At 63.2% G+C, this 26,332-nt stretch carries 24 protein-coding genes and 1 tRNA gene; 13 read left to right on the top strand and 12 right to left on the bottom strand.

The window, feature by feature from the left end:
• The first annotated feature begins 19 nt into the window (after nucleotides 1-19).
• From hutI to hutU, 3 genes are read left to right on the top strand one after another with little or no spacing between them, the layout of a single operon-like run.
• The gene (gene hutI / locus AC72UB_RS08920) at nucleotides 20-1,213 is read left to right on the top strand and encodes an imidazolonepropionase (RefSeq protein WP_505189512.1); all 1,194 of its coding nucleotides are present in this window, start codon (nucleotides 20-22) and stop codon (nucleotides 1,211-1,213) included.
• Nucleotides 1,203-2,741 carry a histidine ammonia-lyase gene (hutH, locus tag AC72UB_RS08915; protein ID WP_505189453.1) on the top strand — a complete coding sequence of 513 codons (1,539 nt, stop codon included), beginning with the start codon at nucleotides 1,203-1,205 and terminating at the stop codon, nucleotides 2,739-2,741. Before hutI ends, hutH begins: the two co-directional genes overlap by 11 nt.
• Before the next feature lie 23 nt (nucleotides 2,742-2,764).
• Nucleotides 2,765-4,447 carry a urocanate hydratase gene (gene hutU, locus AC72UB_RS08910; protein WP_505189452.1) on the top strand — a complete coding sequence of 561 codons (1,683 nt, stop codon included), beginning with the start codon at nucleotides 2,765-2,767 and terminating at the stop codon, nucleotides 4,445-4,447.
• 103 nt (nucleotides 4,448-4,550) lie between these two features.
• Here the strand turns inward: hutU and AC72UB_RS08905 are convergent, their stop codons facing one another.
• Complete coding sequence (locus AC72UB_RS08905) at nucleotides 4,551-5,510, bottom strand: PHP domain-containing protein (RefSeq protein WP_505189451.1); 960 nt, start codon at nucleotides 5,508-5,510, stop codon at nucleotides 4,551-4,553.
• Nucleotides 5,511-5,679: 169 nt separating this feature from the next.
• On the opposite strand from AC72UB_RS08905, the gene AC72UB_RS08900 reads away from it, so the two are divergent.
• Complete coding sequence (locus AC72UB_RS08900; protein ID WP_463289213.1) at nucleotides 5,680-5,967, top strand: ArsR/SmtB family transcription factor; 288 nt, start codon at nucleotides 5,680-5,682, stop codon at nucleotides 5,965-5,967.
• 111 nt (nucleotides 5,968-6,078) lie between these two features.
• Here AC72UB_RS08900 and AC72UB_RS08895 read toward each other — a convergent pair whose 3' ends face one another.
• The 6 genes from AC72UB_RS08895 to AC72UB_RS08870 form a co-directional block, all read right to left on the bottom strand.
• Nucleotides 6,079-6,813, bottom strand: a complete 735-nt coding sequence (locus AC72UB_RS08895; protein ID WP_505189450.1) for an SDR family oxidoreductase — start codon at nucleotides 6,811-6,813, stop codon at nucleotides 6,079-6,081.
• Nucleotides 6,814-6,849: 36 nt separating this feature from the next.
• Nucleotides 6,850-7,620, bottom strand: a complete 771-nt coding sequence (locus AC72UB_RS08890; RefSeq protein WP_505189449.1) for an alpha/beta fold hydrolase — start codon at nucleotides 7,618-7,620, stop codon at nucleotides 6,850-6,852.
• Nucleotides 7,617-7,802 carry a tautomerase family protein gene (locus tag AC72UB_RS08885; RefSeq protein WP_505189448.1) on the bottom strand — a complete coding sequence of 62 codons (186 nt, stop codon included), beginning with the start codon at nucleotides 7,800-7,802 and terminating at the stop codon, nucleotides 7,617-7,619. The genes AC72UB_RS08890 and AC72UB_RS08885 overlap by 4 nt, the downstream gene beginning before the upstream one ends.
• Nucleotides 7,803-7,811: 9 nt before the next feature.
• The gene (locus AC72UB_RS08880; RefSeq protein ID WP_505189447.1) at nucleotides 7,812-8,834 is read right to left on the bottom strand and encodes an LLM class flavin-dependent oxidoreductase; all 1,023 of its coding nucleotides are present in this window, start codon (nucleotides 8,832-8,834) and stop codon (nucleotides 7,812-7,814) included.
• Nucleotides 8,835-8,879: 45 nt separating this feature from the next.
• On the bottom strand, nucleotides 8,880-10,784 hold the full coding sequence (locus AC72UB_RS08875; RefSeq protein WP_505189446.1) for a heavy metal translocating P-type ATPase: 1,905 nt from the start codon (nucleotides 10,782-10,784) through the stop codon (nucleotides 8,880-8,882).
• Nucleotides 10,785-10,891: 107 nt separating this feature from the next.
• A complete protein-coding gene (locus tag AC72UB_RS08870) occupies nucleotides 10,892-14,587 on the bottom strand; it encodes a vitamin B12-dependent ribonucleotide reductase (protein ID WP_505189445.1) in 3,696 nt (1,231 codons plus the stop codon).
• A 223-nt stretch (nucleotides 14,588-14,810) separates the two neighbouring features.
• Here AC72UB_RS08870 and AC72UB_RS08865 point away from each other — a divergent pair, with 223 nt between their 5' ends.
• Nucleotides 14,811-15,005: a hypothetical protein gene (locus AC72UB_RS08865; protein WP_505189444.1), complete on the top strand. Its 195-nt coding sequence runs from the start codon at nucleotides 14,811-14,813 to the stop codon at nucleotides 15,003-15,005.
• On the opposite strand, the gene AC72UB_RS08860 is transcribed toward AC72UB_RS08865, so the two are convergent.
• The 3 genes from AC72UB_RS08860 to AC72UB_RS08850 form a co-directional block, all read right to left on the bottom strand.
• Nucleotides 15,002-15,883 (bottom strand): DMT family transporter, encoded by an 882-nt coding sequence (locus tag AC72UB_RS08860; RefSeq protein ID WP_505189443.1) that lies wholly within the window; start codon nucleotides 15,881-15,883, stop codon nucleotides 15,002-15,004. The genes AC72UB_RS08865 and AC72UB_RS08860 overlap by 4 nt on opposite strands.
• A gap of 93 nt (nucleotides 15,884-15,976) precedes the next feature.
• The gene (gene tig, locus AC72UB_RS08855; protein WP_505189442.1) at nucleotides 15,977-17,311 is read right to left on the bottom strand and encodes a trigger factor; all 1,335 of its coding nucleotides are present in this window, start codon (nucleotides 17,309-17,311) and stop codon (nucleotides 15,977-15,979) included.
• A gap of 154 nt (nucleotides 17,312-17,465) precedes the next feature.
• Nucleotides 17,466-17,550: transfer RNA gene (locus tag AC72UB_RS08850), tRNA-Leu, on the bottom strand.
• A gap of 264 nt (nucleotides 17,551-17,814) precedes the next feature.
• Here AC72UB_RS08850 and AC72UB_RS08845 point away from each other — a divergent pair.
• Nucleotides 17,815-18,300: a Hint domain-containing protein gene (locus AC72UB_RS08845; RefSeq protein WP_505189441.1), complete on the top strand. Its 486-nt coding sequence runs from the start codon at nucleotides 17,815-17,817 to the stop codon at nucleotides 18,298-18,300.
• 51 nt (nucleotides 18,301-18,351) lie between these two features.
• Here the strand turns inward: AC72UB_RS08845 and AC72UB_RS08840 are convergent, their stop codons facing one another.
• The gene (locus AC72UB_RS08840; RefSeq protein WP_505189440.1) at nucleotides 18,352-19,530 is read right to left on the bottom strand and encodes an FAD-dependent oxidoreductase; all 1,179 of its coding nucleotides are present in this window, start codon (nucleotides 19,528-19,530) and stop codon (nucleotides 18,352-18,354) included.
• Between the two features lie 91 nt (nucleotides 19,531-19,621).
• On the bottom strand, nucleotides 19,622-20,044 hold the full coding sequence (dksA, locus tag AC72UB_RS08835; protein WP_505189439.1) for an RNA polymerase-binding protein DksA: 423 nt from the start codon (nucleotides 20,042-20,044) through the stop codon (nucleotides 19,622-19,624).
• A gap of 183 nt (nucleotides 20,045-20,227) precedes the next feature.
• Between dksA and AC72UB_RS08830 the strand changes: the two genes are divergently transcribed.
• The 7 genes from AC72UB_RS08830 (at nucleotide 20,228) to AC72UB_RS08800 (ending at nucleotide 26,332) form a co-directional block, all read left to right on the top strand.
• Entirely contained in the window at nucleotides 20,228-21,070 is an 843-nt protein-coding gene (locus AC72UB_RS08830) for an AAA family ATPase (protein ID WP_505189438.1), read from the top strand.
• A 799-nt stretch (nucleotides 21,071-21,869) separates the two neighbouring features.
• Complete coding sequence (locus AC72UB_RS08825) at nucleotides 21,870-23,240, top strand: DUF2927 domain-containing protein (protein ID WP_505189437.1); 1,371 nt, start codon at nucleotides 21,870-21,872, stop codon at nucleotides 23,238-23,240.
• A gap of 46 nt (nucleotides 23,241-23,286) precedes the next feature.
• Nucleotides 23,287-23,466, top strand: a complete 180-nt coding sequence (locus AC72UB_RS08820) for a hypothetical protein (protein WP_505189436.1) — start codon at nucleotides 23,287-23,289, stop codon at nucleotides 23,464-23,466.
• 4 nt (nucleotides 23,467-23,470) lie between these two features.
• The gene (locus tag AC72UB_RS08815) at nucleotides 23,471-24,652 is read left to right on the top strand and encodes a vWA domain-containing protein (RefSeq protein ID WP_505189435.1); all 1,182 of its coding nucleotides are present in this window, start codon (nucleotides 23,471-23,473) and stop codon (nucleotides 24,650-24,652) included.
• Nucleotides 24,649-25,008, top strand: coding sequence for a hypothetical protein (locus AC72UB_RS08810; RefSeq protein WP_505189434.1), 360 nt, complete (start codon nucleotides 24,649-24,651; stop codon nucleotides 25,006-25,008). Before AC72UB_RS08815 ends, AC72UB_RS08810 begins: the two co-directional genes overlap by 4 nt.
• Nucleotides 25,001-25,609, top strand: a complete 609-nt coding sequence (locus AC72UB_RS08805) for a DedA family protein (RefSeq protein WP_505189433.1) — start codon at nucleotides 25,001-25,003, stop codon at nucleotides 25,607-25,609. The genes AC72UB_RS08810 and AC72UB_RS08805 overlap by 8 nt, the downstream gene beginning before the upstream one ends.
• Nucleotides 25,610-25,639: 30 nt before the next feature.
• Nucleotides 25,640-26,332: a M48 family metallopeptidase gene (locus AC72UB_RS08800; protein WP_505189511.1), complete on the top strand. Its 693-nt coding sequence runs from the start codon at nucleotides 25,640-25,642 to the stop codon at nucleotides 26,330-26,332.

Here is a 26,332-nt window from a genome sequence, read left to right as displayed (position 1 = left end):
AAAGGCAAGACCCATGGCGATTCTCCTGACCCATGCCACTGTGGCGACCATGACCGAGGGTTATGGGCTGATCGACGACGCCGCCGTGGTCACAGAAGGCGATCGCATCGCGTGGATTGGACAGATGTGCGACCTGCCAAAGGCGCATCACGCCCTGCCCGCCCACGACTGCGCGGGCCGTCTTGTCACTCCCGGCCTGATCGATTGTCACAGCCACATTGTCTTTGGCGGCCATCGGGCGTCAGAATTCGAAATGCGGCTGAACGGGGCGAGCTATGAAGAGGTCGCGCGCGCTGGTGGTGGGATTTTGTCCACCGTCACCGCGACCCGCGCCGCTTCGGAGGCTGACCTTCTGGCCTCGGCCCTCGCCCGCGCCGATATGATGATCGCGGCTGGGGCCACGACGATTGAGGTGAAGTCAGGCTATGGGCTGACGCTGGAAGATGAGCTGAAAATGCTGCGCGTGGCGCGCCAGATTGCCAACCATCGGCCCTTGCGCGTGCTGACCACCCATCTTGCCGCCCATGCCATCCCGCCCGAGTACAAGGGGCGCAGCGATGACTATATCGACGAGGTGGCGATCCCCTCGCTACACACCGCCCATGCGCAAGGCCTGATCGACGCGGTCGACGCCTTTTGCGAGGGCATCGCCTTTTCGCCTCCGCAAGTGGCACGGCTGTTTCAGGCGGCCCAGGCCATGGGCTTGCCGATCAAACTTCATGCCGAGCAGTTGTCAGACCTGAAGGGCGCGGTTCTGGCCGCAGGCATGGGCGCGCTGTCCTGTGACCATGTCGAATACATCGGCGCCGATGGCGTGGCGGCGATGGCGCAGGCGGGGACCGTTGCGGTGATCCTGCCCGGTGCCTTTTACACGCTGCGCGAAACGCAAAGCCCGCCCATCGCTTCCTTCCGGGCCGCAGGCGTGCCGATGGCGGTGGCGACCGATTTCAACCCCGGCTCCTCGCCCATCGCCAGCCTGCCCTTGGCCATGAACATGGCCTGCACGCTCTTTCGCATGACCCCGCTTGAGGCGCTGCAAGGCACCACGGTTCACGCCGCCCGCGCGCTGGGGCTGGACGACAGCGGCACCCTTGCACCCGGCCTGCGCGCCGATCTGTGCCTGTGGGACGCTACCCACCCGGCTGAACTCTCGTATCGCATCGGGGCCACCCCGCTTCACACCCGCATCTTCGGAGGCCGCCTTGACGCCTGAAATCCTAATTCCCGGCGAAACCAAACTTGCCCAGCTTGAACGCATCTGGCGCGACGAGCGTCCTGCCCGGCTGCATGCCTCGGCCCGCGACGGGATTGACCGCGCCGCCGCCATGATCGCCGCCGCCGCCAATGGCACCGAAGCGGTGTACGGGGTGAACACCGGCTTTGGCAAACTCGCCTCGATCAAGATCGCGGTCGAAGATACGGCGACGCTCCAGCGCAACCTGATCCTGTCGCACTGCTGCGGCGTGGGCGAACCGATGCCGCGCGCCACGGCCCGGCTGATGATGGTGCTGAAGCTTCTGTCGCTGGGACGCGGGGCCTCGGGCGTGCGCCACGACGTGGTGGCGCTGATCGAAGGCATGCTCGACAAAGGTGTGACGCCCGTGATCCCAGCGCAGGGGTCTGTCGGCGCCTCCGGCGATCTGGCACCTTTGGCGCATATGACCGCCGCCATGCTGGGGCATGGGCAGGCTGAGATGGGCGGGGTGATCAAGCCTGCCGCGGACGCCCTTGCCGAAGCCGGGCTGTCCCCGATCGTCCTTGGCGCGAAAGAGGGCCTTGCGCTGATCAACGGCACGCAGTTTTCCACCGCCTACGCGCTGGCGGGCCTGTTCGATGGCTGGCGTGCGGCGCAGGGCGCGCTCGTCACCTCGGCGCTGTCGACCGATGCAATCATGGGCTCCACCGCGCCCTTGCAGCCCGAGATCCACGCGCTGCGCGGCCAACCCGGCCAGATTGACGCCGCCACCACGCTGCGCGCCCTTTTGGACGGCTCAGTAATCCGCGAAAGCCACCGCGAGGGCGACAGCCGCGTGCAAGACCCCTATTGCATCCGCTGCCAGCCGCAGGTCACCGGGGCGGCGATGGATGTGATGCGTCAGGCCGCCCGCACCTTGGAGATCGAGGCCAATGCCGCCACCGACAACCCCTTGGTGCTGACCAGCGCCGGGATGATCGTTTCGGGCGGGAATTTCCATGCGGAACCCGTGGGCTTTGCCGCCGACATGATCGCCATGGCGCTGTCGGAAATTGGCGCGATTGCCCAACGCCGGGTGGCGCTGATGGTCGATCCGGTCTTGTCCTTTGATCTGCCCGCCTTCCTGACGCCCAAGCCGGGCCTGAATTCGGGCTTCATGATCGCCGAGGTCACAACCGCCGCCTTGATGAGTGAAAACAAACACATGGCCCATCCGACGGTGATCGATTCCACCCCCACCAGCGCCAACCAAGAGGACCATGTGTCGATGGCTGCCCATGGCGCGCGCCGTCTGGGACGGATGGTGGCGAACCTCAACGTCATTCTGGGCGTCGAGGCGCTTTGTGCCGCCCAAGGCATCGAGTTCCGCGCGCCCCTCCTGACCTCAGCCCCCCTGCAAGGGGCCGTCGCACGCCTACGCCGCGATGTGCCGCCCTTGGGCGATGACCGCTATATGGCCGATGACCTGACCGCTGCGGCCCAGCTGATCGGATCCGGCGCTCTTGTCACCGCCACCGCCACCCCCATGCCGCAACTCGCCGTCTGACGGCCCCCAGCCCCGAGGTTCCCATGAACTCCCGCCACAACACCCGCGACGTCTATCCCGCCACTGGCACCGAGATCACCGCGAAAAGCTGGCTGACCGAGGCCGCGATGCGGATGCTGATGAACAACCTGCACCCCGATGTGGCGGAAAACCCGCATGAACTGGTGGTGTACGGCGGCATCGGTCGCGCGGCGCGGACATGGGAAGACTTTGACCAGATCGTCGCCACGCTGAAAACGCTGGAGTCGGATGAGACGCTTTTGGTGCAATCGGGCAAGCCTGTTGGCGTGTTTCGCACCCACAAGGACGCGCCCCGCGTGCTGATCGCGAACTCCAACCTTGTACCGCATTGGGCGACTTGGGATCACTTCAACGAGCTCGATAAGAAGGGGCTGGCCATGTATGGCCAGATGACCGCCGGGTCATGGATCTACATCGGCACCCAAGGCATTGTGCAGGGCACCTATGAAACCTTTGCCGAAGCGGGCCGCCAGCATTACGGCGGCGATCTGACCGGCAAATGGATCTTGACTGGCGGGCTTGGCGGCATGGGCGGCGCCCAGCCTTTGGCCGCCGTGATGGCTGGTGCCTGCTGTCTGGCCGTGGAGTGCGACGAGACGCGCATCGATTTTCGCATTCGTACCAGATATTTGGACGCCAAAGCCAAGACTTTGGATGAAGCCCTTGCGATCATTGATGACTGGACCTCCAAGGGCGAGGCCAAGTCGGTCGGTCTGTTGGGCAATGCCGCCGATGTCTTCCCCGAGCTTGTCCGCCGTATGAAGGCAGGTGGCCACCGCCCCGACATCGTGACCGACCAAACCTCGGCCCATGACCCGCTGCACGGCTACCTGCCGCAGGGGTGGAACGTGGCCGAATGGCGCGCCAAGCAGGAAACCGACCCCAAGGCGGTCGAGAAAGCCGCCCGCGCCTCGATGCGGACCCATGTTGCGGCGATGGTGGATTTTTGGAACGCCGGCGTGCCGACGCTGGATTACGGCAACAACATCCGGCAAGTGGCGCAGGAGGAGGGTCTGGAGAATGCCTTCGCCTTCCCGGGCTTTGTGCCGGCCTATATCCGCCCCCTTTTCTGCAAAGGCATTGGCCCCTTCCGCTGGTGCGCGCTCTCGGGTGATCCGGAAGATATCGCCAAGACCGATGCGGCCATGAAAAAGCTCTTCCCCGACAACGCCCACCTGCACCGCTGGCTGGACATGGCGGGCGAGCGGATTGCCTTTCAGGGCCTGCCCGCACGCATCTGCTGGATCGGGCTTGGCGATCGGCATCGCGCAGGGCTCATGTTCAACGAGATGGTCGCCTCAGGCGAGTTGAAGGCCCCCATCGTCATCGGCCGCGACCATCTGGACTCAGGCTCCGTCGCCTCGCCCAACCGCGAGACAGAGGCGATGAAAGACGGCTCAGATGCCGTGTCCGACTGGCCGCTTTTGAACGCGCTTCTCAACACCGCTTCGGGGGCGACTTGGGTGTCGCTGCACCATGGCGGCGGCGTCGGCATGGGGTTCAGCCAGCATTCGGGCATGGTGATCGTCGCCGATGGCACCGAAGACGCGGCGCGGCGCCTGACCAACGTCTTGTGGAATGACCCGGCCACCGGGGTGATGCGCCATGCTGATGCGGGCTATGACATCGCTCGCGACCATGCCCGCGAGATGAACCTGCGCCTGCCGGGGATTCTCGGCAACTAGCGGGCCTTCAATGCGGCATAAGTATCCCGGGGGAAGTTGCAGTTTCCATGGAAACTGCAACGCCGGGGGCTGGCCCCCGGTCCGCCTATTCACCGTGCAAGCCCTATCCGGCCACGCGCGGGTTTGCCCCATGCTCGCCCAACCAGATCGGGTTTGACCACGCGCGTTTGCCCGCGGCATCGATCACAGCGGCGCGGATCCACGGGCTGTTGTTCAGACGGTCCAAGGACACCTCGCCCCGGGTCATGCTGTGGCCATGAACCGCCTTGGCCCCTGTGCCCCAGCCCAATGCCACGATCGATGAGACGGCAGAGCATTCGACAATCAGCTTGCCACCCTCAATCCGCACATCGCGCAGTTCCGGGCCTTGGCTGGAATAGAAATGCCCCGCCTTCAGCGCTGACAGCAGCGCTTCGGGCTCATTTGCCTCTGCCTTCACCATCACCCAGCCGCCGAAGTGGTCGGGTTCCGAGAAATGCGCATCATCCGTGGCAATCAGCGTCAGCTTGCGCCCCTCGGTCAGCAAGAGATCGGCAATCGCAAAGCCATCCGGGCGGTCGCAGCCCATGGCGCAGCCGTGGTTGTAAATCTCAACCGCATGGGCGGCGGTGATGGTGCGCGCATCCGCCAAGGTCAGCCCTGACCATTGCGGATGGGCAATCGCCACGAAGGCCCCAGCCGCCACTGCGCGGGCGGCAATCTCGGCCCCGGTTTCCTGCCCGGCCACCGGCACAAAGCTTGGCGAATTTGAGGGCGCAAAATCGGCGGGCAGGCCGACGGCGAGAATGTGCCACAGCTCACCATTGGCCATGGCCCCGGAATGCAGTTCTGCCCCGAGGATGGTGGTAAATCCCGCATCGCGCATCGGCACAGTGTCCACGATCGGATAGCCATATGCCCCCACAAAGTGATCGGTCAAAGCCATGAAATCATAGCCTTCGGCCTTGTAACGGCGGCACACCTCTTCGGGGCTCAGAACCCCGTCCGAGCGGGTGGAATGGGTGTGCAAATTGCCGCGCCAGAAGCGGCCCTTGGCGGTGAAGGCGGGGTCTTGATGGGTCATTGCGGTCTCCTTGGCGGGTTTCCCCTTGCGTCATTGCGACTATCGCAACTGCCTTCAAGCTGTGCTATCCCAATCCCGACAGTCGGAGAAGGCGAAGATGGCAGCGCTTGATACCCAACGGCAAGAGACGGAAGAGGCGGCAGGCTGTGTGTCTTTGCCAGCCGAAGAAATGGCGACCCGGGCGGGTGAGGCGGCGTCTTTTCTGAAAGCGCTGAGCCATGAGGGACGGCTGATGATCCTGTGTCATCTGTCGTCGGGCGAAAAGTCGGTGACCGAGCTTGAGGACCGGCTGGGCGCACGGCAGGCCGCGGTTAGCCAACAGCTCGCGCGGCTGCGCAGCGAGGGGTTGGTGACCACCCGCCGCGATGGCAAGGCGATCTATTATTCGATCAAGGACCCCAAGGCCGGTGCCATTATGGAACTGGTCTATGACATGTTCTGCAACCCATCGCGCTAGCCCCGCTCATCGAGCCGTTCCGGCACTCTTCGCAGGCCCTCTGTTCGGGGGCCGCGCCTGCCGCTGGCCGATCATGCCTCCGGCGGGGATATTTGGGCCGCATTGAAGGGCTTAGCCGCGCCCGATGAAGGGCATGTCGCGGGCCATGATCGTCATGAACGGGATGTTGGTGCTCAGGGGCAGGTTTGCCATGTGCAAGACCGCTGCGGCCACCTCGGCGGCGGGCATGGTGGGTTCGACTTTGACCGATCCGTCGGCCTGCTTCACGCCTTGGGTAAAGCCTTTGGTCATCTCGGTCAGCGCGTTGCCAATGTCGATTTGGCCACAGGCGATGTTGAAGGCGCGCCCATCCAGCGCAAGCGTTTTGGTCAGCCCGGTCACTGCGTGTTTTGACACCGTATAGGGCACGGATCCCGGCCGCGGGGCTTGGGCGGAAATTGAGCCGTTGTTGATAATCCGCCCGCCTTGCGGGGTTTGGTGGCGCATCAGGTGAAAGGCGGCGCGGGCGCACAGCACCATGCCCGAGATGTTGGTGTGCATGACGGCGAGCCAATCGGCCACCGGGATTTCGTCAATCGGCGCGGGTTTGGCCGCGATTCCGGCGTTGTTGAACAAGACATCGAGCCGTCCCCAGGTGGCCGTCAGCCGGGCAAAGGCCGCCTCGACCGCCGCCGGGTCGCCCACATCGGCGGGCAGGATCAGCACGTCATCGCCCGTGGCGGTGTCGCGCAAATGCGCCTCGCGACGCCCCATCAGCGCCACGCGCCAACCCGCCGCGTGAAAGGCCCGCGCCGTGTCGCGGCCGATCCCAGCCCCTGCCCCGGTGATGAGGATGCTCTTGGTCATGGCTGGCCCCCTGTTGGCGGGGCAATCCTGCCCATCCTACGCATGGTGCAACAGGTAAGGCCGCACATGGGGCAGGACCTGATCTGTGGCCTCGATGAAGATCGCATGTTTGAGATGCGGCAGGATCACCAGCTCTGACCCCGGCAGCGCCTGATGGATCAGCTGGTTGAGGCGCGGGTTGCAGCCGCCGTCATTCTCGCCCGTGATGATCTGCGCGGGTGCTTTGACCTCATGCAGCCAAGGGGCCATTTCGGTTTCGGCATAGATATCGAAAACGTTGAGGAACACCTCAGCGGGCGTGTCCATCACCTGCTTTTTGCGCCACTCGATCACATCGGGGCGCGCGGCGCAGAACGCGTCGGTGAACCAGCGTGCGGTCAGCGTGTCCAAGACCGGACCGATGCCCTTGTCGCGCATCGCCGCCACCACACCCCTGACCTTGGCGCTGTCATCTTCTGTGCGGAAGGCCGCCGTGGACCAGATGCCGAGTGATTTCACCCGCTCTGGATAGCGCTGCGCATAGCGCGGGCCGATCATGCCCCCCAGCGAGTGGCCTGCAATATGCGCCGAGGCAATCCCCAAGCGCGCGCGCAGAGCCTCGAGATCATCAACCAGATCATCAAGGTCAAACCGCCCCCCCGACCATGGCGTCAGGCCATGGCCGCGCAGGTCGTAGGTAATGCAGGTGAAGCGGTCTTTCAGCCCCGCGACCATGCCATCAAAGGTTGCCCGACGCGCGCCGATCCCGTGGATCATGATGAGGGGCGGGCCGTCTCCGGCGACTGAATAGGCGGTCGGCACGCTCACTTCAGCACATCCGACATCAGCCGCCCGCCGGTGGCCCAATCGCTTTTCGCCACATCGACGAAGACGATATGGACCGACTCAGGCTTGCCGGTGCAGGTTTCAACCCAAGCCTTGGTCACCGCCTCGGCGCAGGCGCGCTTTTGCTCTTCGCTGCGGCCTTCGAACATTTCAATACGGATCATCGGCACGGGTCAAACCTTTCGCTGTGTGGTTCTGAGATGCGGCATGACCTCGGCCGACAGGGCCGACATCATGTCCAAAGTGGCCTGTTGGTCTTGTCCAAAGACCGAGGTCGCGATGACCTCATCAATCCCCAACTCGGCATAGTGGGACAGCCTGTCGATCATCTCCTGCCGCTCGCAGATCAGGATATTCTGGCCCAGCTCTTCAGCCGTCTGGGCGCGGGGCAGCGGGCGGATGATGCCCTTGTCCACGATGCCGGGACCGCCAAAGACATTGTCGAAACTGGCGTAATAGCGATGCGCGGTTTCCACCATGCGCTGGCGTTCGGCCTGTGAATGGACAAGGAAGACCCCGCGCTGCAGGTAAAGCCGGTTGGTGGCCGCTGGATTTTGCGCACGGCCTCGGAAAAAGGCCTCGACTTGGCTTTCCAACACACCATGCGTTGCCGAGAGGGGCGTGGTTTGCACATGATACCCTTTGGCCGCCGCCGCCTTGATCGCGGGAGGGGCCATGACACCGAGCATCAGGGGGATCGGGTCTTCGGGCCGCGGCATGATGGTCAGGGGGTCGAAGTTGTAATGCTTGCCCTGCCAGCTGACCTCCTCCTTGGTCAGAAGCGCCTCAAGCACCTGCAGCGCCTCGTCAAAGTGTTCTTTCGTCGCCTCGATCGGCACATCGAGCCTCGCGGTCTCAAACCCGAAAGCCCCCTTACCGACCCCCAGCATCAACCGCCCCTCGCAAAGCGCCTGCGCCTGCACCACCTCGCCCGCGAACACCCGCATGTCACGGATCGGCAATTGGCAGATCGAGGTCACCAGCTTGACCCGTTTGGTGTGGGCCGCAATCTTGACCGCCATTTGCAAGGGCGACGGGATCAGAAGGATATTGACCAGATGGTGTTCGGGGATGCCCACCCCGTCATAGCCACAAGCTTCGGCGTGAACCGCCTGTTCGACCACGGTCTGATAGAGCCGTTTGCCGCCCACGCTTGGGTCCAGCATGTGGCTGGACAGGAAATGGGTGAAATCCATGTGCGCCTCTTGTTTCGGTTAACCTGACCAGAGGGGCAAAGGCCGTCAAGCGGGATTTCTGCCCCTGCGGATGGGATCGTTGAGGAGCCGCAGGCCATTCAGAACCACCAAAAGCGTGCCGCCCTCATGCCCGATCACCGCCACCGGCAAGGGCAGTTCAAACGCCAGCGCGCCGACCACAAGCACCGCCATCGCGCTCATCGCGAAGATCAGGTTTTGCCGGATGATCCGCGCGGCGCGGCGCGACAGGCGGTGGGCGTCTGCCAGCCGCCCCATATCTTCGGCGAGAAAGGCCACATCGGCGGCCTGCAAGGCCACCTCGCTGCCCGCCACCCCCATCGCAATGCCGACATCCGCCCGCGCCAGGGCGGCGGCATCGTTCACCCCATCGCCGACAAAGGCCAGCTTGCCGCCTGCGGCCAGTTGGGCGACCAGATCCACCTTGTCGGCGGGCAAAAGGTCAGCGTGGATTTCGTCAGGGCGGATGCCAAGTTCAGCCCCGATGCGCAGGGCCACAGGGCGACGGTCTCCGGTCATCATGGCAATCGTCTGCACCCCGTTTTGGCGCAAAGCGGCGATGGCGGCGGCAGAGGTCAGGCGTGGTTGATCGGCGACGGACACCGCGCCCATCACACGCGGGCCTTGGCCAAGATAGATGACGGTGCGATTTTCGGCGCGGATTTCGGCAAGCCAAGCCACTTCAGGATCAGCCCCCATCGTCTTGGCAAGACGGGGATTTCCGGCCCATAACGCGGCATCGCCCTGCCCGCTGACAATGCCTTCGGACGGCAGGGATCGGATGTCGGGCATCTCCTTGATCGCCAGCCCGCGCCGCTCTGCCTCGCGCCGGATGGCGGCGGCGATCGGGTGTTCGGACTGCGCCTCAAGCCCGGCCAAAAGCTGCACGAACGCGTCTTCGGACATGTCAGGCGAGACGATCCGCGCCACTTCGGCGCGGCCCGTGGTCAGGGTGCCGGTCTTGTCGAAGGCAAAGGACTTCACCTCGGCCAAGGTTTCGAGCGCCGCACCGCCCTTGAACAAGACCCCGCCCCGCGCCGCCGCCGACAGGGCCGACAAGATGGCCGCCGGGACGGAAATCACAATGGCGCAGGGGCTGGCGGCCACCATCAGCGTGGCGGCGCGGTAAAGTGCGGTTTGATGCGGCAGGCCCCACCACAAAAGCCCAAGATAGGCCGCGACCGACCCGAGCAGCACCGCCACGGTGTAGCGCTGCCCGAACCATTCCGAAAACCGTTCCGACGGGGCGCGGGCGGCCTGCGCTTCGGTCACCAGACGGATCATGCGGGCGACGGTGCTGTCAGCAAGCCCCCGCGTCACCTCCATATCAAGCACGCCGTTGAGGTTCACCGTCGCCTCGTGCAACGCAGCCCCCGGGCCTTTGTGCTGCGGCTCAGACTCGCCGGTCAGCGTGGCCTCATCCAAAAGCCCCTCGCCCGCCACGACGACGCCATCCACCGGCACCCGTGCGCCGGGACGCAAGACCACCACATCGCCCGGGGTCAGGCTTTCGGCGGGCACTTCGGCCACCACATCCCCGCGCCGCACGAGGGCGGTGTCCGGTCGCAGTGCCATCAGCGCCTCAACCGCCCGGCGCGCCCGGCCCATGGCGCGGCGTTCCAGCGTTTGGGAAATGGCAAACAGCGTTAGAAGGATCGCCCCTTCCATCGGCGCGCCGACAAGGGCGGCTGCCAGCGCGGCAAGCACCATGAGAAGATCGATATCTAGGATCCGGTCACGGAACAGGCTTTGCAGCGCCTGCCAGCCTGCGGGCAGCCCGCCGGCAAGATAGACCAGCCCATAGCCCCAAAGGGCAATCTCCCCCTGCCCGGCAAAATGGGCCACAAGCCCCACGGCCATGCCAGCCAATACCATGGCAGGCACAAGCAGACTGTCGCGGATGTTTTGGGTTGGGCTCGCGTCATCAGACATGGCTGGCCTCCTGTGGGTCAGCCTGCCCCATCCACGCGCAGGCGCAAGGACAAAACGAAACCGGGGCCCACAATGGGGCCCCGGTTCGTAGAGATATCAGCCGCTGCTTAGCTGCAGCCGGACGTCCCACCACAGGTGTTGCACTTCATGCAGGTCCCGTTGCGGACCAGCGTGTAGTTGCCGCATTCGCCGCAGGGATCGCCCTCATAGCCTTGCATCTTGGCCTTGGTGCGGGCGTCCATCGAGACAGTGCCAGACGAGATCGCCGTCGCCGTCGCCATGCTGACGGTGGTTTGGGCGGTTTCCGGCACCAGCATGTTCAGCGCGGTGACGGTATCGCTCGCTGCCAGCGCCGTGGCGCCGACCGAATTGATGCCGCCTTGGAACACCATCAACTCTTGCGGCAGACGCTTGCGCAGATAGCCGGTCGAGGAGATCGACTTCAGAAGTTCGACCGACTTCGAGGCCGCCCCATCCGTCACTTCGCCAAAGTTGCGCTTGCCCTCGTCATCGCCGCGACCAAGATCGTCGAACGCAGCCCCGGTGGGTTTGACATGGGCCAGATCGGTGCGGTCCAGATAGCTGATCGCCAGTTCGCGGAAGATATAGTCCAGGATCGAGGTTGCGTTCTTGATCGAGTCATTGCCCTGAACCATGCCCGCCGGTTCAAAACGGGTGAAGGTGAAGGCCTCGACAAACTCTTCCAACGGCACGCCGTATTGCAGACCAACCGACACCGCGATGGCGAAGTTGTTCATCATGGCGCGGAAGCCCGCACCTTCCTTGTGCATGTCGATGAAGATCTCACCCAGACGCCCGTCGCCATATTCGCCGGTACGCAGATACACCTTGTGGCCGCCGACGATGGCCTTTTGGGTGTAGCCCTTGCGACGCTCGGGCAGCTTTTCGCGGTTGGTGCGGATGATCTCTTTGATGATGATCTTCTCGACGATCTTTTCGGCCAAAACGGCGGCCTTTTCCTGCATCGAGCCGGAGGCGAGGATTTCCTCGGCCTCTTCATCATCTTCGATCAGCGCGGCCGCGAGAGGCTGCGACAGTTTGGAGCCGTCACGATAGAGCGCGTTGGCCTTGATGCCCAAGGAATGCGACAGCTCATACGCGGCCAGCGTTTCTTCGATCGATGCCGAGTTCGGCATGTTGATCGTCTTGGAGATCGCGCCCGAGATGAAGGACTGCGCGGCGGCCATCATGTAGATATGGGCGTTGACCGACAGATAGCGGGTGCCCTTCTTGCCGCAGGGATTGGCGCAGTCAAAGACCGAATAGTGTTCGGCCTTCAGGAACGGCGCGCCTTCCAGCGTCATGGTGCCGCAAACGTGGTCATTCGCTGCGTCGATCTGCGCCTTGGTGAAGCCAAGGTGGCGCAGAAGGTCAAAGGTCGGGTCGTTCAGCTTTTCAGCCGGGATGCCCAGCGTTTGGGTGCAGAACTCTTCGCCCAAGGTCCACTGGTTGAACACAAAGCGGATGTCAAAGGCCGAGGGCAGCGCCGTTTCGATCTTTTCCAATTCGCGCGGGCCAAAGCCGTGGCCGATCAGCGCAGTCGGGTTGATGCCCGCGCAGTTGCCGATGGAGCCATGGCCGACTGCATAGGCCACAATTTCAGCCGCTTGGCTGGTCGAATATCCCAGCTTTTCCAAAGCCGCAGGAACCGACTGGTTGATGATCTTGAAATACCCACCCCCAGCCAGTTTCTTGAACTTGACCAGCGCAAAGTCAGGCTCAATCCCGGTAGTGTCGCAATCCATCACCAGACCGATGGTGCCGGTCGGCGCAATCACGGTGGTCTGGGCGTTGCGGAAACCGTGCTTTTCGCCCAAGGACAGCGCCTCATCCCAGGCCGAACGGGCCAGCGTCACAAGGGTCTGATCCGGGCAGTTGGCGGCATCGAGAGCCACCGGATTGACGTTCACCGACTCATAGCTCGCCTTGCTCCAAGCGGCGGCGCGGTGGTTGCGGATGACGCGCAGCATGTGGGCCTTGTTGCGCTCATAGCCCGAGAAGGCACCAAGTTCGGCGGCCATTTCGGCAGAGGTGGCATAGGCGACACCGGTCATGATCGCGGTCAGGGCACCGCAAAGCGCGCGGCCCTCGTCGCTGTCATAGCTCAGGCCCATGTTCATCAACAGGCCGCCGATGTTGGCGTAGCCAAGGCCGAGGGTGCGGAAGTCGTAGGAACGCTGCGCGATTTCCTTGGAGGGGAACTGCGCCATCATCACCGAGATTTCCAAGGTGACAGTCCAAAGCCGCGAGGCGTGGATATACGACTCTGCGTCGAACTTGCCGTTCGCAAAGAAGGTCAAAAGGTTCATCGACGCAAGGTTGCAGGCGGTGTCGTCCAGAAACATGTATTCCGAACAGGGGTTGGATCCGCGGATCGCCCCATCTTCCGGGCAGGTGTGCCACGCGTTCACCGAATCATGGAACTGGATGCCGGGGTCAGCACAGGCCCAGGCGGCGTGGCCAACCTGATCCCAGAGCTCGCGCGCCATGACAGTCTTGGCGACCTTGCCATCAGTGCGGCGAATGAGCGCCCACTCGGCGTCATCCTTCACGGCCTTCAGGAAAGCGTCGGTCACGCGGACCGAGTTGTTCGAGTTCTGGCCCGAGACGGTGATGTAGGCTTCCGAATCCCAATCCACGTCATAGGTGGGGAATTCGATGCTGGTGTAGCCCTGCTTTGCGTATTGCAGAATGCGGTTGGTGTAGGTGTCCGGGATCATGGCCTTCTTGGCAGACTTGATCGCCGCCTTCAGAGCCGGGTTCTTGGCGGGATCGACCGAATCCTCGGCCGAGCCATCCCACTGGCGAATGGCGGTGAAAATCTCGTTCAGACGCAGTTCATGCGCCTTGGATCCGGCGACAAGCGAGGCCACCTTCTGCTCTTCGATGACCTTCCAGTTGATGAAGGCTTCGATATCGGGGTGGTCCATGTCGGCGATGACCATCTTGGCCGCGCGGCGCGTGGTGCCGCCGGATTTTATGGCGCCCGCTGCGCGGTCACCAATCTTGAGGAAGCCCATCAGGCCCGAGGATTTGCCGCCGCCCGACAGCTTTTCGCCCTCACCGCGCAGGGAGGAGAAGTTGGTGCCGGTGCCGGAGCCGTATTTGAACAGACGCGCCTCACGCACCCACAGGTCCATGATGCCTCCGTCGCCGACCAGATCATCCTTGACCGACTGGATAAAGCAGGCGTGCGGCTGGGGGTGCTCATAGGCGCTGGAGGATTTGGTCAAGACGCCGGTCTGGTGATCGACATAGTAGTGACCCTGCGACGGACCGTCGATGCCGTAGGCCCAATGCAGGCCGGTGTTGAACCACTGCGGGCTGTTCGGGGCCGCCATCTGGCGGGCCAACATAAACCGCATCTCGTCGTAATAGGATTTGGCGTCGGCCTCGGTCGAGAAATAGCCGCCCTTCCAACCCCAATAGGCCCAAGCCCCGGCCAAACGGTCAAACACCTGCTTGGCGCTGGTTTCGCCCACGATGCGCTCTTCCGCCGGCAGCTTGGCCAGAGCCTCCTCATCCGCGACCGAGCGCCACAGGAATTCGGGCACGCCCTTTTCCTTCACGCGCTTCAAGGCCGCCGGGATGCCGGCTTTACGGAAATACTTCTGCGCAAGAACGTCCGAAGCGACTTGGCTCCAGCCTGCGGGAACTTCGACCGCCTCGTTGCGGAACACGATCTTACCATCGGGATTGCGAATCTCCGATGTGGTCAGTTGGAACGCCATCTGCCCGTATGCCCCAGCATCAGCCGTGGTAAACTTCCGCTCGATCTTCATGCCCCGTCTCCGTCCCTGTGTGGCGGGGATTTTCCCCCTGCCAGTTGTGATCCTTTACGCCCTACGCCCGTCCCACACTCACCCGCCCGCTGCATCTTGGCCTGCATTGGACTGCGCGCCGATCGGCGCAATGTGACTGTGGTGACCTGACGCCTTCGACCACTATGGATGGTGGTTCCTTAGGCGGCTTTGTCAAAATGTCGTAAATGCGAGGAGGCGGCAAATGGAAAATGCGGCTCAACCACAAGATTTTGTGCTTGACGGGCGCATGCTTGGCTATGGGTGGCGTCCCACACAAGGCGCTCCGGCGAAAAGGCAGCCAAAAGCCGCCTTCACACCGGGTCTGAAGAGCCGCGAAAAACGCTGGAATTCGACGGCCTTGCCCAACGATTCAAAGGTTTTGAGGGCGTTTTTCTAGCGTCGACGGTTGATCAGGATGATTCCCGAGGCCACAAGCAGAAATGCCACAGCCAAGGCCAAGGTCAGCGGTTCGCCATACAAGATATAGCCCAAGAGAATCGCAAAGAGCGGGGTTAGGAAGGAAAAGCTGGCCACGGTCGTTGTGGGATAGACCGACAAAAGCCAGAGCCATGCGACAAAACCGCCTGCGACCACAACCGAGGATTGGAAGAGAAGCCAAAACCAATGTTCAGGTTGAATATCGCGGATCAAAGGACCGAAAAGTGGCGAGACTACCAAGAGAATCGGGGCAGAGACTGCGACCATCCAAAAGAGTTGCGCCTCGGGCCCGGATTCGCGCAACGAGGTCTTGCGCGCCAAGAAGGCCGTGCCGGCCCAGCCCCACGCGCCGCCCAGTGCAAAGAGATCGCCCCAAAGGCTGGCCGCCCCCGCGCCTTCGGGCCGGGAGAAGATCGCCCAAGCCGTGCCGAGAAAGGCCAAAAGAAGCCCCAGCGCCCGGATGCCGTTCAGCCGCTCACCGGGCAGGAAGAAATGGCCCAAGAGGCCCATCCAGACCGGCATGGAATAGAAAATCACCGAGGCACGGCTGACAAGAGTGAGGTCCAGCGCCATGAAAAGGCACAGGAATTCGGCCGCAAAGACGGTGCCCATCAAAACGCCCGGGACAAGGTCAGACCGTCGCAGGCGCGACGTCAGGCCGCGCCATTTCAGAAAGGCATAGACAAAAGCCACTGCAAGGGCGGACCTGAGCCCCGCAAAGAACACCGGTTGCAGGCCCTGATTGACCTCTTTCACGATGATCTGGTTGAAGGCAAGCAACAGCGCCACCGCCAAAAGTGCACTCAGACCCACGCCGTCCAGCCTGTCCTTGCGCATCACGTCCCCTCAATGGCCCGTTACGCCGGACCTGCCATGAAAAAGGGGCCGCGCCTCATGGCGCGACCCCGAATTTGCGCGACAGCGCGGCGCTTACATATCGTCCAGCGCTTCAACCAGCTTTTGCAGAGCGTCCTTCGAGATGTCCTTGTCAGTCACCTTGGCACCGGCCACGATGTGATCGACAACCTTGTCTTCAAACACCGGGGCACGCAGCTGCTGCTGCATCTGGGCGTTCTTCTGCACAAACTCGAAGAAGGCACGCTCTTGGCCCGGATACTGGCGGGCCGCGGCCAGCACAGCTTGGGTCATCTCGGCGTCGGTGACGGTGACCTCAGCTTTGCGGCCCACTTCGGCCAGAACCAGACCCAAGCGCACGCGACGCTCGGCCAGTTTCTTGTGCTCATCGGTCGGTGCGACGCTGCCGTGGTTGTGGTCGTGCACCTCGGGGTGCTCTTCGTGCCACAGCTGGTGGGCGATCTGCGCCGCTTCGGCCTCGACCAAGGCGGGGGGCAGGTCGAACTTGACCTGTGCATCCAGCTGGTCGAGCAGGCTGCGCTTCAGCACCGCGCGCGCAGCACCTTTGTATTCCGATTCCAGACGCTCGGCGATCTGGCCCTTCAGCGCTGCCAGATCTTCGGCACCGAATTTCTTGGCCAGCTCGTCGTCAATCTCGGCTTCCTTCGGCTCGCGCACTTCCTTGACGGTGCATTCGAACACCGCCGCCTTGCCAGCCAGATGCGCTGCGCCATAGGCTTCGGGGAAGGACACGTTGACCTTGACCTCGTCGCCGGCTTTGGTGCCGATCAACTGATCTTCAAAGCCCGGGATGAACGAGTTCGAGCCAAGGACCAGCGGGTAATCTTCGCCAGCGCCGCCGTCGAAATACTCACCATCCACCGAGCCTTTGAAGTCGATCACAACCTGATCGCCTTTTTTGGCCTTCGAGGCTTTCTTCTTGGCTTCAAACGACTGGGCGGAACCGGCCAGATTCTTCAGCGCCTCATCAATGGCGGCATCGTCAGCCTTCACCGACAGACGCTCCAGCTTGATCTTGGAGGCGTCCACGTCCGGAATCGGCGGCAGGCATTCGTAGGTCATCTCGACCACGACATCCTGACCTTCTTTCCAAGCATCGCCGCCCACCATCTTTACTTCGGGCTGCAGCGCCGGACGGTCGCCGGTCTTGTCAAAATGGTCCTTCATCGCGCCATCAATGGCGTCCTGCATCGCGTCGCCGATCATGCGCTGACCGAACTGCTTTTTCAGGATTGCCAGCGGCACCTTGCCCTTGCGGAAGCCCTTGATCTCGATCTCAGGCTGCGCCTCGATCAGTTTCTTTTGCACTTCGGCGTCCAGCTCGGCAGCCGTCACCGTGATGGTGTAGCCGCGCTTCAGGCCGTCTTTCAGGGTCTCGGTGACTTGCATTCCATGTCCTCGCACAAGCTGAGAGGCCGCCCCATGGGCGGCCAAATTCGTTGGCGCCTGTCTAGAGCCGCCGGGGATGGGGATCAACCCTGAATCGCGCATGGTCCGCAGATCGCGCGCCACGGCACATCAGGGCGCCTTTCAGGGCAGGACATGGTGCGGGTGGAGGGACTTGAACCCCCACGCCTTACGGCGCTGGAACCTAAATCCAGTGCGTCTGCCAATTTCGCCACACCCGCTATGTCCCGGTGACCGGCCCCCTGCCCTGCAGGCGGCCTGACTGGCCCGGTGCGCTCAGGGCAAGCCCCGAACCGCCGCGCTTTTAGCAAGCCCCGCGCGGGGATGCGAGAGCAAAAAGGCGGTCTTTTTCGACCTGTGCAGGATCAGATCGTGGAGCGGTGCGAAATGACCGCGAAAAGGGCACGTCCAAACCCCAATCTCGCCACATTTGAGCGCAAAACAGGACGCCATGCGGGGGCGCTGACGGACACAGGATTTTGCACATGGCACATCTCGCTCAGGCTCAGTTCGCACCCGACTCCGGCGCGCAAGAGATTTTCACCGAAGCAGGCCTCGCCCTTGGCACCCCGGTGTTGACGCTGGACGGTGACCTCCCTGTAGAATTCATCATGCCCGGCGACCGGGTCATCACCCGCAACGGGATGCGCAAAGTGGTGCAGGTCGAAGTGACGCGCGTTGAAAACGCCCGCGTCGTGGCCATCTCGCGCGACAGTCTTGGCGTGGGTCGCCCGACCGAAGAGATGGTCGTCGCCCCGAACCAACCCATCGTGATCCGCGATTGGCGCGCCAAGGCACTTTACGGCAAGGCCGAAGCAATGATCCCGGCGACACGGCTGTGTGACGGGGAATTCATCCGCGGCGACATCCTATCCGAAGTGCGCTTTGTCACCCTGCGCTTTGAAGGCTCTGAGGTGATCTATGCCGGCGGCATGGAACTGGTCTGCGCGCCCGTGACCGTCACCGCCTAAGGGACAAGCCCAAGCCTGCACCACCAGACCCGGCCCCCTTGGCCGGGTTTTTCATGTCTGGCGGGTCACGTCATGGCCGTAAAGCCAATCAAACCGCGACAGCGCAAATCCCGGATAGGCCCACCCCCCCAGCTTCAGCCCCAGATGCGCCAACCCGCGCATCGGCCCGGACAGGTGATAGGCCCGCGCATTGCCATTGGCCGCCGCCACGATCCGCGCACAGCGCGGGCGGCGGAGCGCTTGCCAGCGCGGCAAGGCCTGATCCAGCGGCAATCGCGCCAAATGATCGGCCAAGGTCCAGCCGTCCTCGATCCCCATGGCCGCACCTTGCGCCAGAAAGGGCAGCGTCGGATGCGCCGCATCGCCCAAGATCACGGCCGCGCCCTGCGGCATGACGCGGGCCCAAGCTTCGGCCACCGGATGGCGGAAAAGGCCCCACAGATGCACATCCTCAATCTGCTCAAGCCAGCCACGCACCCGGGGGCTGAACCGCTCAAAAGCCAGCCGCATTTCAATGGGGTCATCGCGCAGCGCCCAGCCCTCTTCGACCCAAGCCTTGCGCTCTTCGACCGCAACGATGTTGCGCCACTGCCCGCCGCGCAAAGGATAGCTCACCAGATGGCGGCCAGGGCCCATATGCACCTCGGCCACCGGATCTGCGCCGGGGGTTTCGGGCACCAGCGCGCGCCAAGCAACCTGACGGGTGAAAAAGGGCTGCGCCGCCCCGTTCAACGCCGCGCGGGTTTTGGATTTCAACCCATCCGCGCCGACCAGAAGATCGGTCTCCATCTCGGCCCCTTGCGCCGTCACCAGCAGGGGACGCGGGCCGCTGAGATCGACCGTTTCAATCTGCTGCAAAAGCCGGATCTGCACGCCTGCGGCGCGCACAGCAGCGGCCAGCATGGCAATAAGATCGGCGCGGTGGACGAAATGATAGCTGTGACCGGGGCGCAGGCGGGCGAGATCCATGCGCAAGACCGTCTCGCCCGTCAGCCCGTCGCACAGCTGGACCGCGCGGGCGCGCCCTTTGACTGCGTCTAGCTCTGGGCCAAGGCCCAAGGCCTGCAACACAACGGCGGCATTGGGGCTGATCTGCAGCCCCGCGCCCACTTCGCGGATCGCATCGGCCTGCTCCAGAACGGTGACGCCAAAGCCGCGCTTGGCCAGTGCGAGGGCGGCGGTCAGCCCGGCCACCCCTGCGCCCAGAACCGTGACCTCGCGCGCCTGCATCCCCGAGCCCCTGAACAGCAAAGCCGGACCTCATGGGCCCGGCTTCAGCATCCTCTCACATCCCGCCCGGCACAAGCCCCGCAAGCGGCGATCAATCGTCGCGGTGCACCTTTTCGCGGCGCTCGTGCTTTTCCTGTGCCTCAAGCGTCATGGTGGCGATGGGGCGTGCATCCAGCCGTTTCAGGCTAATCGGCTCACCGGTCATTTCGCAATAGCCGTATTCACCCTCGTCGATCCGGCGCAGGGCGGCGTCGATCTTGGACACCAGCTTGCGCTGACGGTCACGGGTCCGTAGTTCCAGCGCGCGGTCGGTTTCTTCTGACGCGCGGTCGGCAATGTCGGGCACCGAACGGCCGCTGTCTTGCAGGTTTTCGATGGTCTCGTTTGACTGCTCAAGAAGCTCGTGCTTCCACACCAGAAGCTTGCGGCGGAAATACTCAAGCTGCCGATCATTCATGAAAGGCTCGTCCTCAGCCGGCCTGTAATCATCGGACAAAAACGCTTCGGCTTTCATGGCAGCACTCTCCAATCTTGCGAACCTCGCGGCGGGATGGGGTGTAATAACTTGAAACCCATAGCGTCGCTCGGATTGGGCGGTGCAATAGCCCAAAGCAGGGGCCTTGTCACTAGCGGTTGCGACAAAATCCCTGTGCAGATAGCTTGTGGCCAAGCACAAACGCAGGGCCTTGATCTGATTATGAAATTTTCCTCCACCTCGTCCTATGTCGCCGCCGATGACCTTGCGGTGGCCGTCAATGCTGCCGTCACGTTGCAGCGCCCGCTCTTGGTGAAGGGCGAGCCGGGCACCGGAAAGACCGAGCTTGCGCGTCAGGTGGCGGCATCCCTGAATATGCCCCTGATTGAGTGGCACATCAAATCCACAACCAAAGCGCAACAGGGTCTTTACGAATATGACGCCGTCAGCCGCCTGCGCGACAGCCAGTTGGGCGAGGCGCGGGTGCATGAGGTGCGCAACTACATCAAGAAGGGAAAACTCTGGCAGGCGTTCGATGCCCCTGCCCGCGTGGTGCTGTTGATCGACGAGATCGACAAGGCCGATATCGAGTTTCCAAACGACCTTTTGCAAGAACTCGACCGGATGGAGTTTCACGTCTACGAGACCGGCGAGACGGTGCGCGCGGTCAACCGGCCTGTGGTCATCATTACCTCGAACAACGAAAAGGAACTGCCGGACGCGTTTTTGCGCCGTTGTTTCTTCCACTACATCCGCTTTCCGGAACCGCAGGTTCTGGCCCAGATCGTACGACTGCACTTCCCGGCCATCAAAGAGGCGCTGCTGACCACCGCCTTGACCCAGTTTTTCGAGCTGCGCGAGACGCCGGGGCTGAAGAAAAAGCCCTCAACCTCGGAAGTGCTGGACTGGCTGAAACTGATCCTCGCCGAAGACCTTGGGCCCGAGGAGTTGCGGCGTGAGGGCAAGCACAGTCTGCCCCGTCTGCATGGGGCGCTGTTGAAGAACGAGCAGGATGTGCAGCTGTTTGAGCGGCTGGCCTTCCTGTCACGCTCGGGGCGCGGCTAAGGCGGCCTGTGTCGCGAAGGGCGGGCTGTCGCGACGGATGAAAACGTCCCTGCGCCGCCCGTCAATTGCGGCCAACTTGGGCCATTCGCGACGCAGGCCTTTGTTGCCGCCGACACGCGGATCGCTCGACCCCAGCACTTTTGTCGCAGTGATTTCTACGAATCGGGCGATTCTGCCAGTATTTAGCCATAGTCTTGACATAATTCATTCACGCAATTGCAATTTTTGTAATATTATGAAACATATTGCGATGGACCCGGGGTATATCTGGCGTTTCCGGCCGATCACCTATCCATGGGTAGACAGCGCCATTGGGTGAAAAATCCGCAAGATTGACATGAACCTGCCCCTTTAACGACACTGCGAACATGTTGTCTTGTCTCATGTGACGTTTAAGGTTCGGGAACGGTTTTTCAGTTTTTCGCCACCCTGCCGCTTGCGGTGGGGGCGGGCATCCCGGTGGGGTTCACCGGTCGATGTCAGCGCGGCAAAAGGCTCTGCACGCGGCACTGCTCGACGCGGGCTTAGACCAGACCGAAACAGAAACGGCACGAAATGAGGCAGGTCGCGGTGGGGATTGCGTCCGGCCTTCGGTCCCTAAGAGGCTTTGGTGTCATTTTGCACCAGGGTTTCGGGGTGTGGCGACGGAACGGGCCTTGCCCGGATCAGACCAGCCCTTGGGGCGGATGCGGGGGCATCCAACCCAAGGGCGCTGAACCGGCCGGGTGCGGGGTGGCGCGATGCCTTGCCTTTTCATCCGGGGGAAACCCCGCCTTATTAGTGGTTTAGCTGCCAAGCCATGCGTCGTATTTCAGCCCTTGCCCTGTGCCTTATCACAGCCTGTGCGCCTATGCCGGGCGCCGAAGTCACCAAAAGCGCCGCGCTTGATGGTCGCAGCTTTGCCGAAGGCGGCTCCGCTTCGCCCTTTGGTATGGCCTCACCCATCCGGGCCGAACGGTCGAACACCGAAATGGCGCGCGACTTTCTGGATCTGGCCTTTCGCATGGAAAGTGGGCGCGCCATTGCGGTGCTGAGCCGCTTTGAAGGCGCGATCACCGTCGGCGTGCGGGGCGAGATGCCGAACCTTGCCGCGGGTGAATTGTCCAACCTTCTGGCCCGCCTGCGCAACGAGGCGGGGCTGAATATCCGGACGGTCGGCGCGGATCAGCCTGCCGCCATCACCATCGATTTCGTCCCACGCGCCCAGATGCGTCGGGCGGTTCCGACGGCGGCCTGTTTCGTGGTCCCGGGGGTCAGCTCTTTCGCCGATTACAAAAGCGCGCGTGGCACCGCACAGGTGGACTGGACACAGCTCACCCGGCGCGAGCGTGTGGTCATTGTCATCCCGTCCGACACCAGCACCCAAGAGGTGCGAGATTGCCTGCATGAAGAGTTGGCACAGGCCATCGGCCCGTTGAACGACCTCTATCACCTGCCCGATTCCGTCTTTAACGACGACAATTTCCACACCGTCCTGACCGGGTTCGACATGCTGATCCTGCGGGCGTTTTATGCGCCAGACCTGCAGTCGGGGATGAACGAGGCCGAAGTGGCGCGGCGCCTGCCAGCAATGTTGGCACGGCTGAACCCCGGCGGCGAGGGGCGCGGGGGACAGTTGAAATCCGTGGCACCACGCTCATGGGTGCAGGCTGTGGAACAGAGCTTTGGCTCGCGCGGCGGCGCTGCGAAAGCGGCGGCTGAGCGCATGGTTTCGATCGCCAATGCCCAAGGCTGGCGCGATGGGCGCATGGCGTTTTCGCATTACGCCTTGGGTCGCGCGCAAGTCACCTCGAACCCCGAGGCCGCCGTGCGCGCCTTTACCCGCGCCGCCGAGATCTATCGCACCTTGCCCGGCGGGCAGGTGCATGGCGCGCATGTCGATATGCAATTGGCTGCCGTAGCGCTGTCCAACGGCCAACCCGGGCAAGCCGTGCAGTTTGCCGACCGGGCGATTCCGGTGGTCCGGCAGTCGCAAAATGCCGCCCTTCTGGCAACCTTGATGCTTCTCAAGGCCGAGGCGCTTGACGCCCAAGGCAAGGTGGCCGAGGCCCGCGCCATGCGTCTCGACAGTCTGGGATGGGCGCGCTATGGCTTTGGGCCGGAGGCGCAGGTGCGCGCGCGGATGGCCGAGGTGGCCGCCCTTGGCGCGCGCGGTCGGCGCGGGGGCTAAGGGGCGGATAACGCTTCGGCCCCGCAAGAAAAAAGGGGTCGGAGCGGTGTATATTCCTGTCTTGGTGCTGGTGGCGCTGGTGGTGGGCGCAGCCCTTGGGGCTTGGCGCGCCAAACGGCGCGGCGGCAAAGGTTTGGACATGGCGCAATACGGGGCCGCCCATGCGATTCCCTTGATGCTTCTGGCGCTGTTCGTCACCATCTACTTCGACCGCGCCGGGCAGTAGCGCGATGTTTCTGCCCTTCTTCCTTGCCTTGCGCGATGAAGGGGTGCCGGTGTCGTTGCGCGAATATCTGGCCTTTCTGGAAGGTCTGCAGGCCGGGCTTGTGACCTATGAGCCCGAGGGGTTCTACTACCTTGGCCGCACCGCCATGGTGAAGGACGAACGCCACCTTGACCGCTATGACCGCGCCTTTGCCAAGGCCTTCAAGGGGCTTGAGGCCATCTCGGACGCCGAGGTGCTGGAGGCGATTGATCTGCCCGGGGACTGGCTGGAAAAGCTGGCCGAAAAACACCTGACGGCGGAAGAAAAAGCGCAGATCGCGGCTTTGGGCGGCTTTGACAAGTTGATGGAGACGCTAAAGCAGCGGCTGGCCGAGCAGCAGGGCCGCCATCAGGGCGGCAGCAAGTGGATCGGCACCGCTGGCACCAGCCCCTTTGGCGCCTATGGCTACAATCCCGAAGGCGTGCGGATCGGCCAAGACCAAAGCCGCCACCAGCGCGCGGTCAAGGTTTGGGACAAGCGCGAGTTTCGCAATCTCGATGACACGGTTGAGCTTGGCACCCGCAATATCAAGGTGGCTTTGCGCCGCTTGCGCAAATGGGCGCGTGACGGGGCGGCGGAGGAGTTTGATCTGGACGGCACCATCCGCGCCACCGCCGAGCATGGCTGGCTGGATGTCCAAACCCGGCCCGAGCGGCGCAATGCGGTGAAGGTGCTTTTGTTTCTTGATGTGGGCGGCAGCATGGACCCTTACATCAAGGTCATGGAGGAACTCTTCAGCGCCGCGCGGTCCGAGTTCAAGCATCTGGTGCCGTTCTACTTCCACAACTGCCTCTATGAAGGGGTCTGGCGCGACAACGCCCGGCGCTGGAACGCGCAGACCCTAACCGCTGAGGTGCTGCGCACCTATGGTGCGGATTACAAATGCATCTTTGTCGGCGATGCCAGCATGAGCCCTTATGAGATCCTCCACCCCGGTGGCGCCAATGAGCATTGGAACCCCGAGGCTGGTCAGGTCTGGCTGAACCGGGCCTGCACGCAATGGCCAAACCATCTGTGGATCAACCCGGTGCCCGAGGCGCATTGGTCCTACACCCAGTCGATCCGACTGATCGGTGACATCTTTCAAAACCGCATGGTGCCGATGACACTGGAAGGCATCGCGCGCGGCATCAAAGAGTTGCGATGAAGGTCTGGCGCCGCCATCCGGTTTTGACCACGGGCTTTGTACTGGCCGTGGTGATCATGCTGGCCTTTGCCGTCCGCTTTGGTGTGCAGGTGGTCTATTGGTCGACCGCAGCGCATCAGAACCAACAGGTTCAGGGCTGGATGACGCCGCGCTATATCGCGCGCAGTTGGCAGGTCTCGGCCACAGAACTGGTTGCCTTGGCCGCCCTTCCCCCGGCGGGTGAGGGTCCGCGCACGCTGGCCAAGATTGCTACCGATGAGGGCGTGGCCTTGGCCGAGATCATCGCGCGCGTCGAAGCCGCGCTGGCCGTGCTTGCAGCAGATGAGGCGGCCGAGCGGACAACCGGCGATGATTGACGCACTCCTTGCGGCGGTGCCAACGCATGGCGTCTGGCTGGTGGCGGCGGTCACCTTCCTGTCCTGCCTTGCGCTGCCCATGCCTGCGTCGCTGGTGATGCTGACGGCAGGGGGCTTTGCGGCGGCAGGGGATCTGGACCTGTGGCAGGTGCTGGGTGCTGCGCTGCTGGGGGCAGTTCTGGGCGATCAACTGGGATATTGGGCGGCAAAGCTGGGCGGTGCGCCGATGCTGGCGCGGCTGTCACATGGCAAACGGCGCGCCGCCCTCTTGGCCCGCGCCACCGCCTTTGTCACGCGGCGTGGGGTGCTGGCGGTGTTCCTGTCACGCTGGCTATTCAGCCCGCTTGGACCCTATGCCAACCTTGCGACAGGGGCGATCGGTTTTGGCTGGCTGCGCTTTTCGCTGGCCGGGATCACGGGCGAGGCGATCTGGGTCGGGCTTTACACCAGCATCGGCTATGGTTTTGCGGGCAATCTGACGGCCGCCAGCGACTTTGCAAGTTCGATCCTTGGGTTCTTGGCGGCAGGCGCAGTCGCGGCTGGGCTGGGGGGCTGGCTGATCACAGCCATGCGACAGCCCCGTGATGCCCCCTTTCCCTAACCGCCCCGACGCCCCATATTCCCCCACATGCTGTTGAAACTCGCCCCTCTCCTGCTTGCCATCGGCTACGGCCTTTTGATGCTGCGCTTTTCGGTCTGGCAGACCAAGCGCATGTTGGATGCCCAATCCAAACCCTTGGTTGATGCCGAGATCAGCGCATTGGCCAAACGTCTGGCGCGGGCTTTGGATCTTGAGGCGATCAAGGTCTATGTGTTCGAGATGGACGCGGTGAACGGGCTGGCAGCACCCGATGGGCGCATTTTCCTGACGCGCGGGTTTCTGGCCGCGCGGGCGCGGGGCGAGGTGACAAGCGAAGAGCTGGCCTCGGTCATCGCGCATGAGTTGGGCCATGTGGCGCTGGGGCATATCCGGCGACGGATGATTGATTTCACCGGGCAGAATGCGGTTTTCGTGATCCTTTCGGCGTTCTTGAACCGGTTTTTGCCCTTTATCGGCATCTGGGTTGCCAATCTCATTTCCACCGCCCTCATGGCCCGCCTGTCGCGGCGCGACGAGTTTGAGGCGGATGCCTATGCCAGCGCGCTTTTGGTCAAGGCCGGGATCAGCACCGCGCCGCAAAAGTCATTGTTCGTGAAGCTTGAGGCGCTGACTGGCGCGCGCGGGGCTGGGATTCCGGTCTGGCTGCGCAGCCACCCCCATGCGCCCGAGCGCATCGCCGCGATTGAGGCGAATGAGGCGCGCTGGGGGACGGTTTCGGGGTAA

Source organism: Allotabrizicola aquatica (SeqCode), assembly GCF_965194375.1.
Lineage (GTDB): Bacteria > Pseudomonadota > Alphaproteobacteria > Rhodobacterales > Rhodobacteraceae > Tabrizicola_A > Tabrizicola_A aquatica.
Note: the sequence above shows the minus strand (reverse complement) of the source record. Positions and strands in the feature narration are given on the sequence as shown.

Bases quoted from the DNA above. Each gene is read 5' to 3' on its own strand.
- hutU (WP_505189452.1), top strand. From the start codon at position 2,765: ATGAACTCCCGCCACAACACCCGCGACGTCTATCCCGCCACTGGCACC.
- AC72UB_RS08905 (WP_505189451.1), bottom strand. From the start codon at position 5,510: ATGACCCATCAAGACCCCGCCTTCACCGCCAAGGGCCGCTTCTGGCGC.
- AC72UB_RS08900 (WP_463289213.1), top strand. From the start codon at position 5,680: ATGGCGACCCGGGCGGGTGAGGCGGCGTCTTTTCTGAAAGCGCTGAGC.
- AC72UB_RS08895 (WP_505189450.1), bottom strand. From the start codon at position 6,813: ATGACCAAGAGCATCCTCATCACCGGGGCAGGGGCTGGGATCGGCCGC.
- AC72UB_RS08885 (WP_505189448.1), bottom strand. From the start codon at position 7,802: ATGATCCGTATTGAAATGTTCGAAGGCCGCAGCGAAGAGCAAAAGCGC.
- AC72UB_RS08880 (WP_505189447.1), bottom strand. From the start codon at position 8,834: ATGGATTTCACCCATTTCCTGTCCAGCCACATGCTGGACCCAAGCGTG.
- AC72UB_RS08875 (WP_505189446.1), bottom strand. From the start codon at position 10,784: ATGTCTGATGACGCGAGCCCAACCCAAAACATCCGCGACAGTCTGCTT.
- AC72UB_RS08870 (WP_505189445.1), bottom strand. From the start codon at position 14,587: ATGAAGATCGAGCGGAAGTTTACCACGGCTGATGCTGGGGCATACGGG.
- AC72UB_RS08865 (WP_505189444.1), top strand. From the start codon at position 14,811: ATGGAAAATGCGGCTCAACCACAAGATTTTGTGCTTGACGGGCGCATG.
- AC72UB_RS08860 (WP_505189443.1), bottom strand. From the start codon at position 15,883: ATGCGCAAGGACAGGCTGGACGGCGTGGGTCTGAGTGCACTTTTGGCG.
- tig (WP_505189442.1), bottom strand. From the start codon at position 17,311: ATGCAAGTCACCGAGACCCTGAAAGACGGCCTGAAGCGCGGCTACACC.
- AC72UB_RS08845 (WP_505189441.1), top strand. From the start codon at position 17,815: ATGGCACATCTCGCTCAGGCTCAGTTCGCACCCGACTCCGGCGCGCAA.
- AC72UB_RS08840 (WP_505189440.1), bottom strand. From the start codon at position 19,530: ATGCAGGCGCGCGAGGTCACGGTTCTGGGCGCAGGGGTGGCCGGGCTG.
- dksA (WP_505189439.1), bottom strand. From the start codon at position 20,044: ATGAAAGCCGAAGCGTTTTTGTCCGATGATTACAGGCCGGCTGAGGAC.
- AC72UB_RS08830 (WP_505189438.1), top strand. From the start codon at position 20,228: ATGAAATTTTCCTCCACCTCGTCCTATGTCGCCGCCGATGACCTTGCG.
- AC72UB_RS08825 (WP_505189437.1), top strand. From the start codon at position 21,870: ATGCGTCGTATTTCAGCCCTTGCCCTGTGCCTTATCACAGCCTGTGCG.
- AC72UB_RS08815 (WP_505189435.1), top strand. From the start codon at position 23,471: ATGTTTCTGCCCTTCTTCCTTGCCTTGCGCGATGAAGGGGTGCCGGTG.
- AC72UB_RS08810 (WP_505189434.1), top strand. From the start codon at position 24,649: ATGAAGGTCTGGCGCCGCCATCCGGTTTTGACCACGGGCTTTGTACTG.
- AC72UB_RS08805 (WP_505189433.1), top strand. From the start codon at position 25,001: ATGATTGACGCACTCCTTGCGGCGGTGCCAACGCATGGCGTCTGGCTG.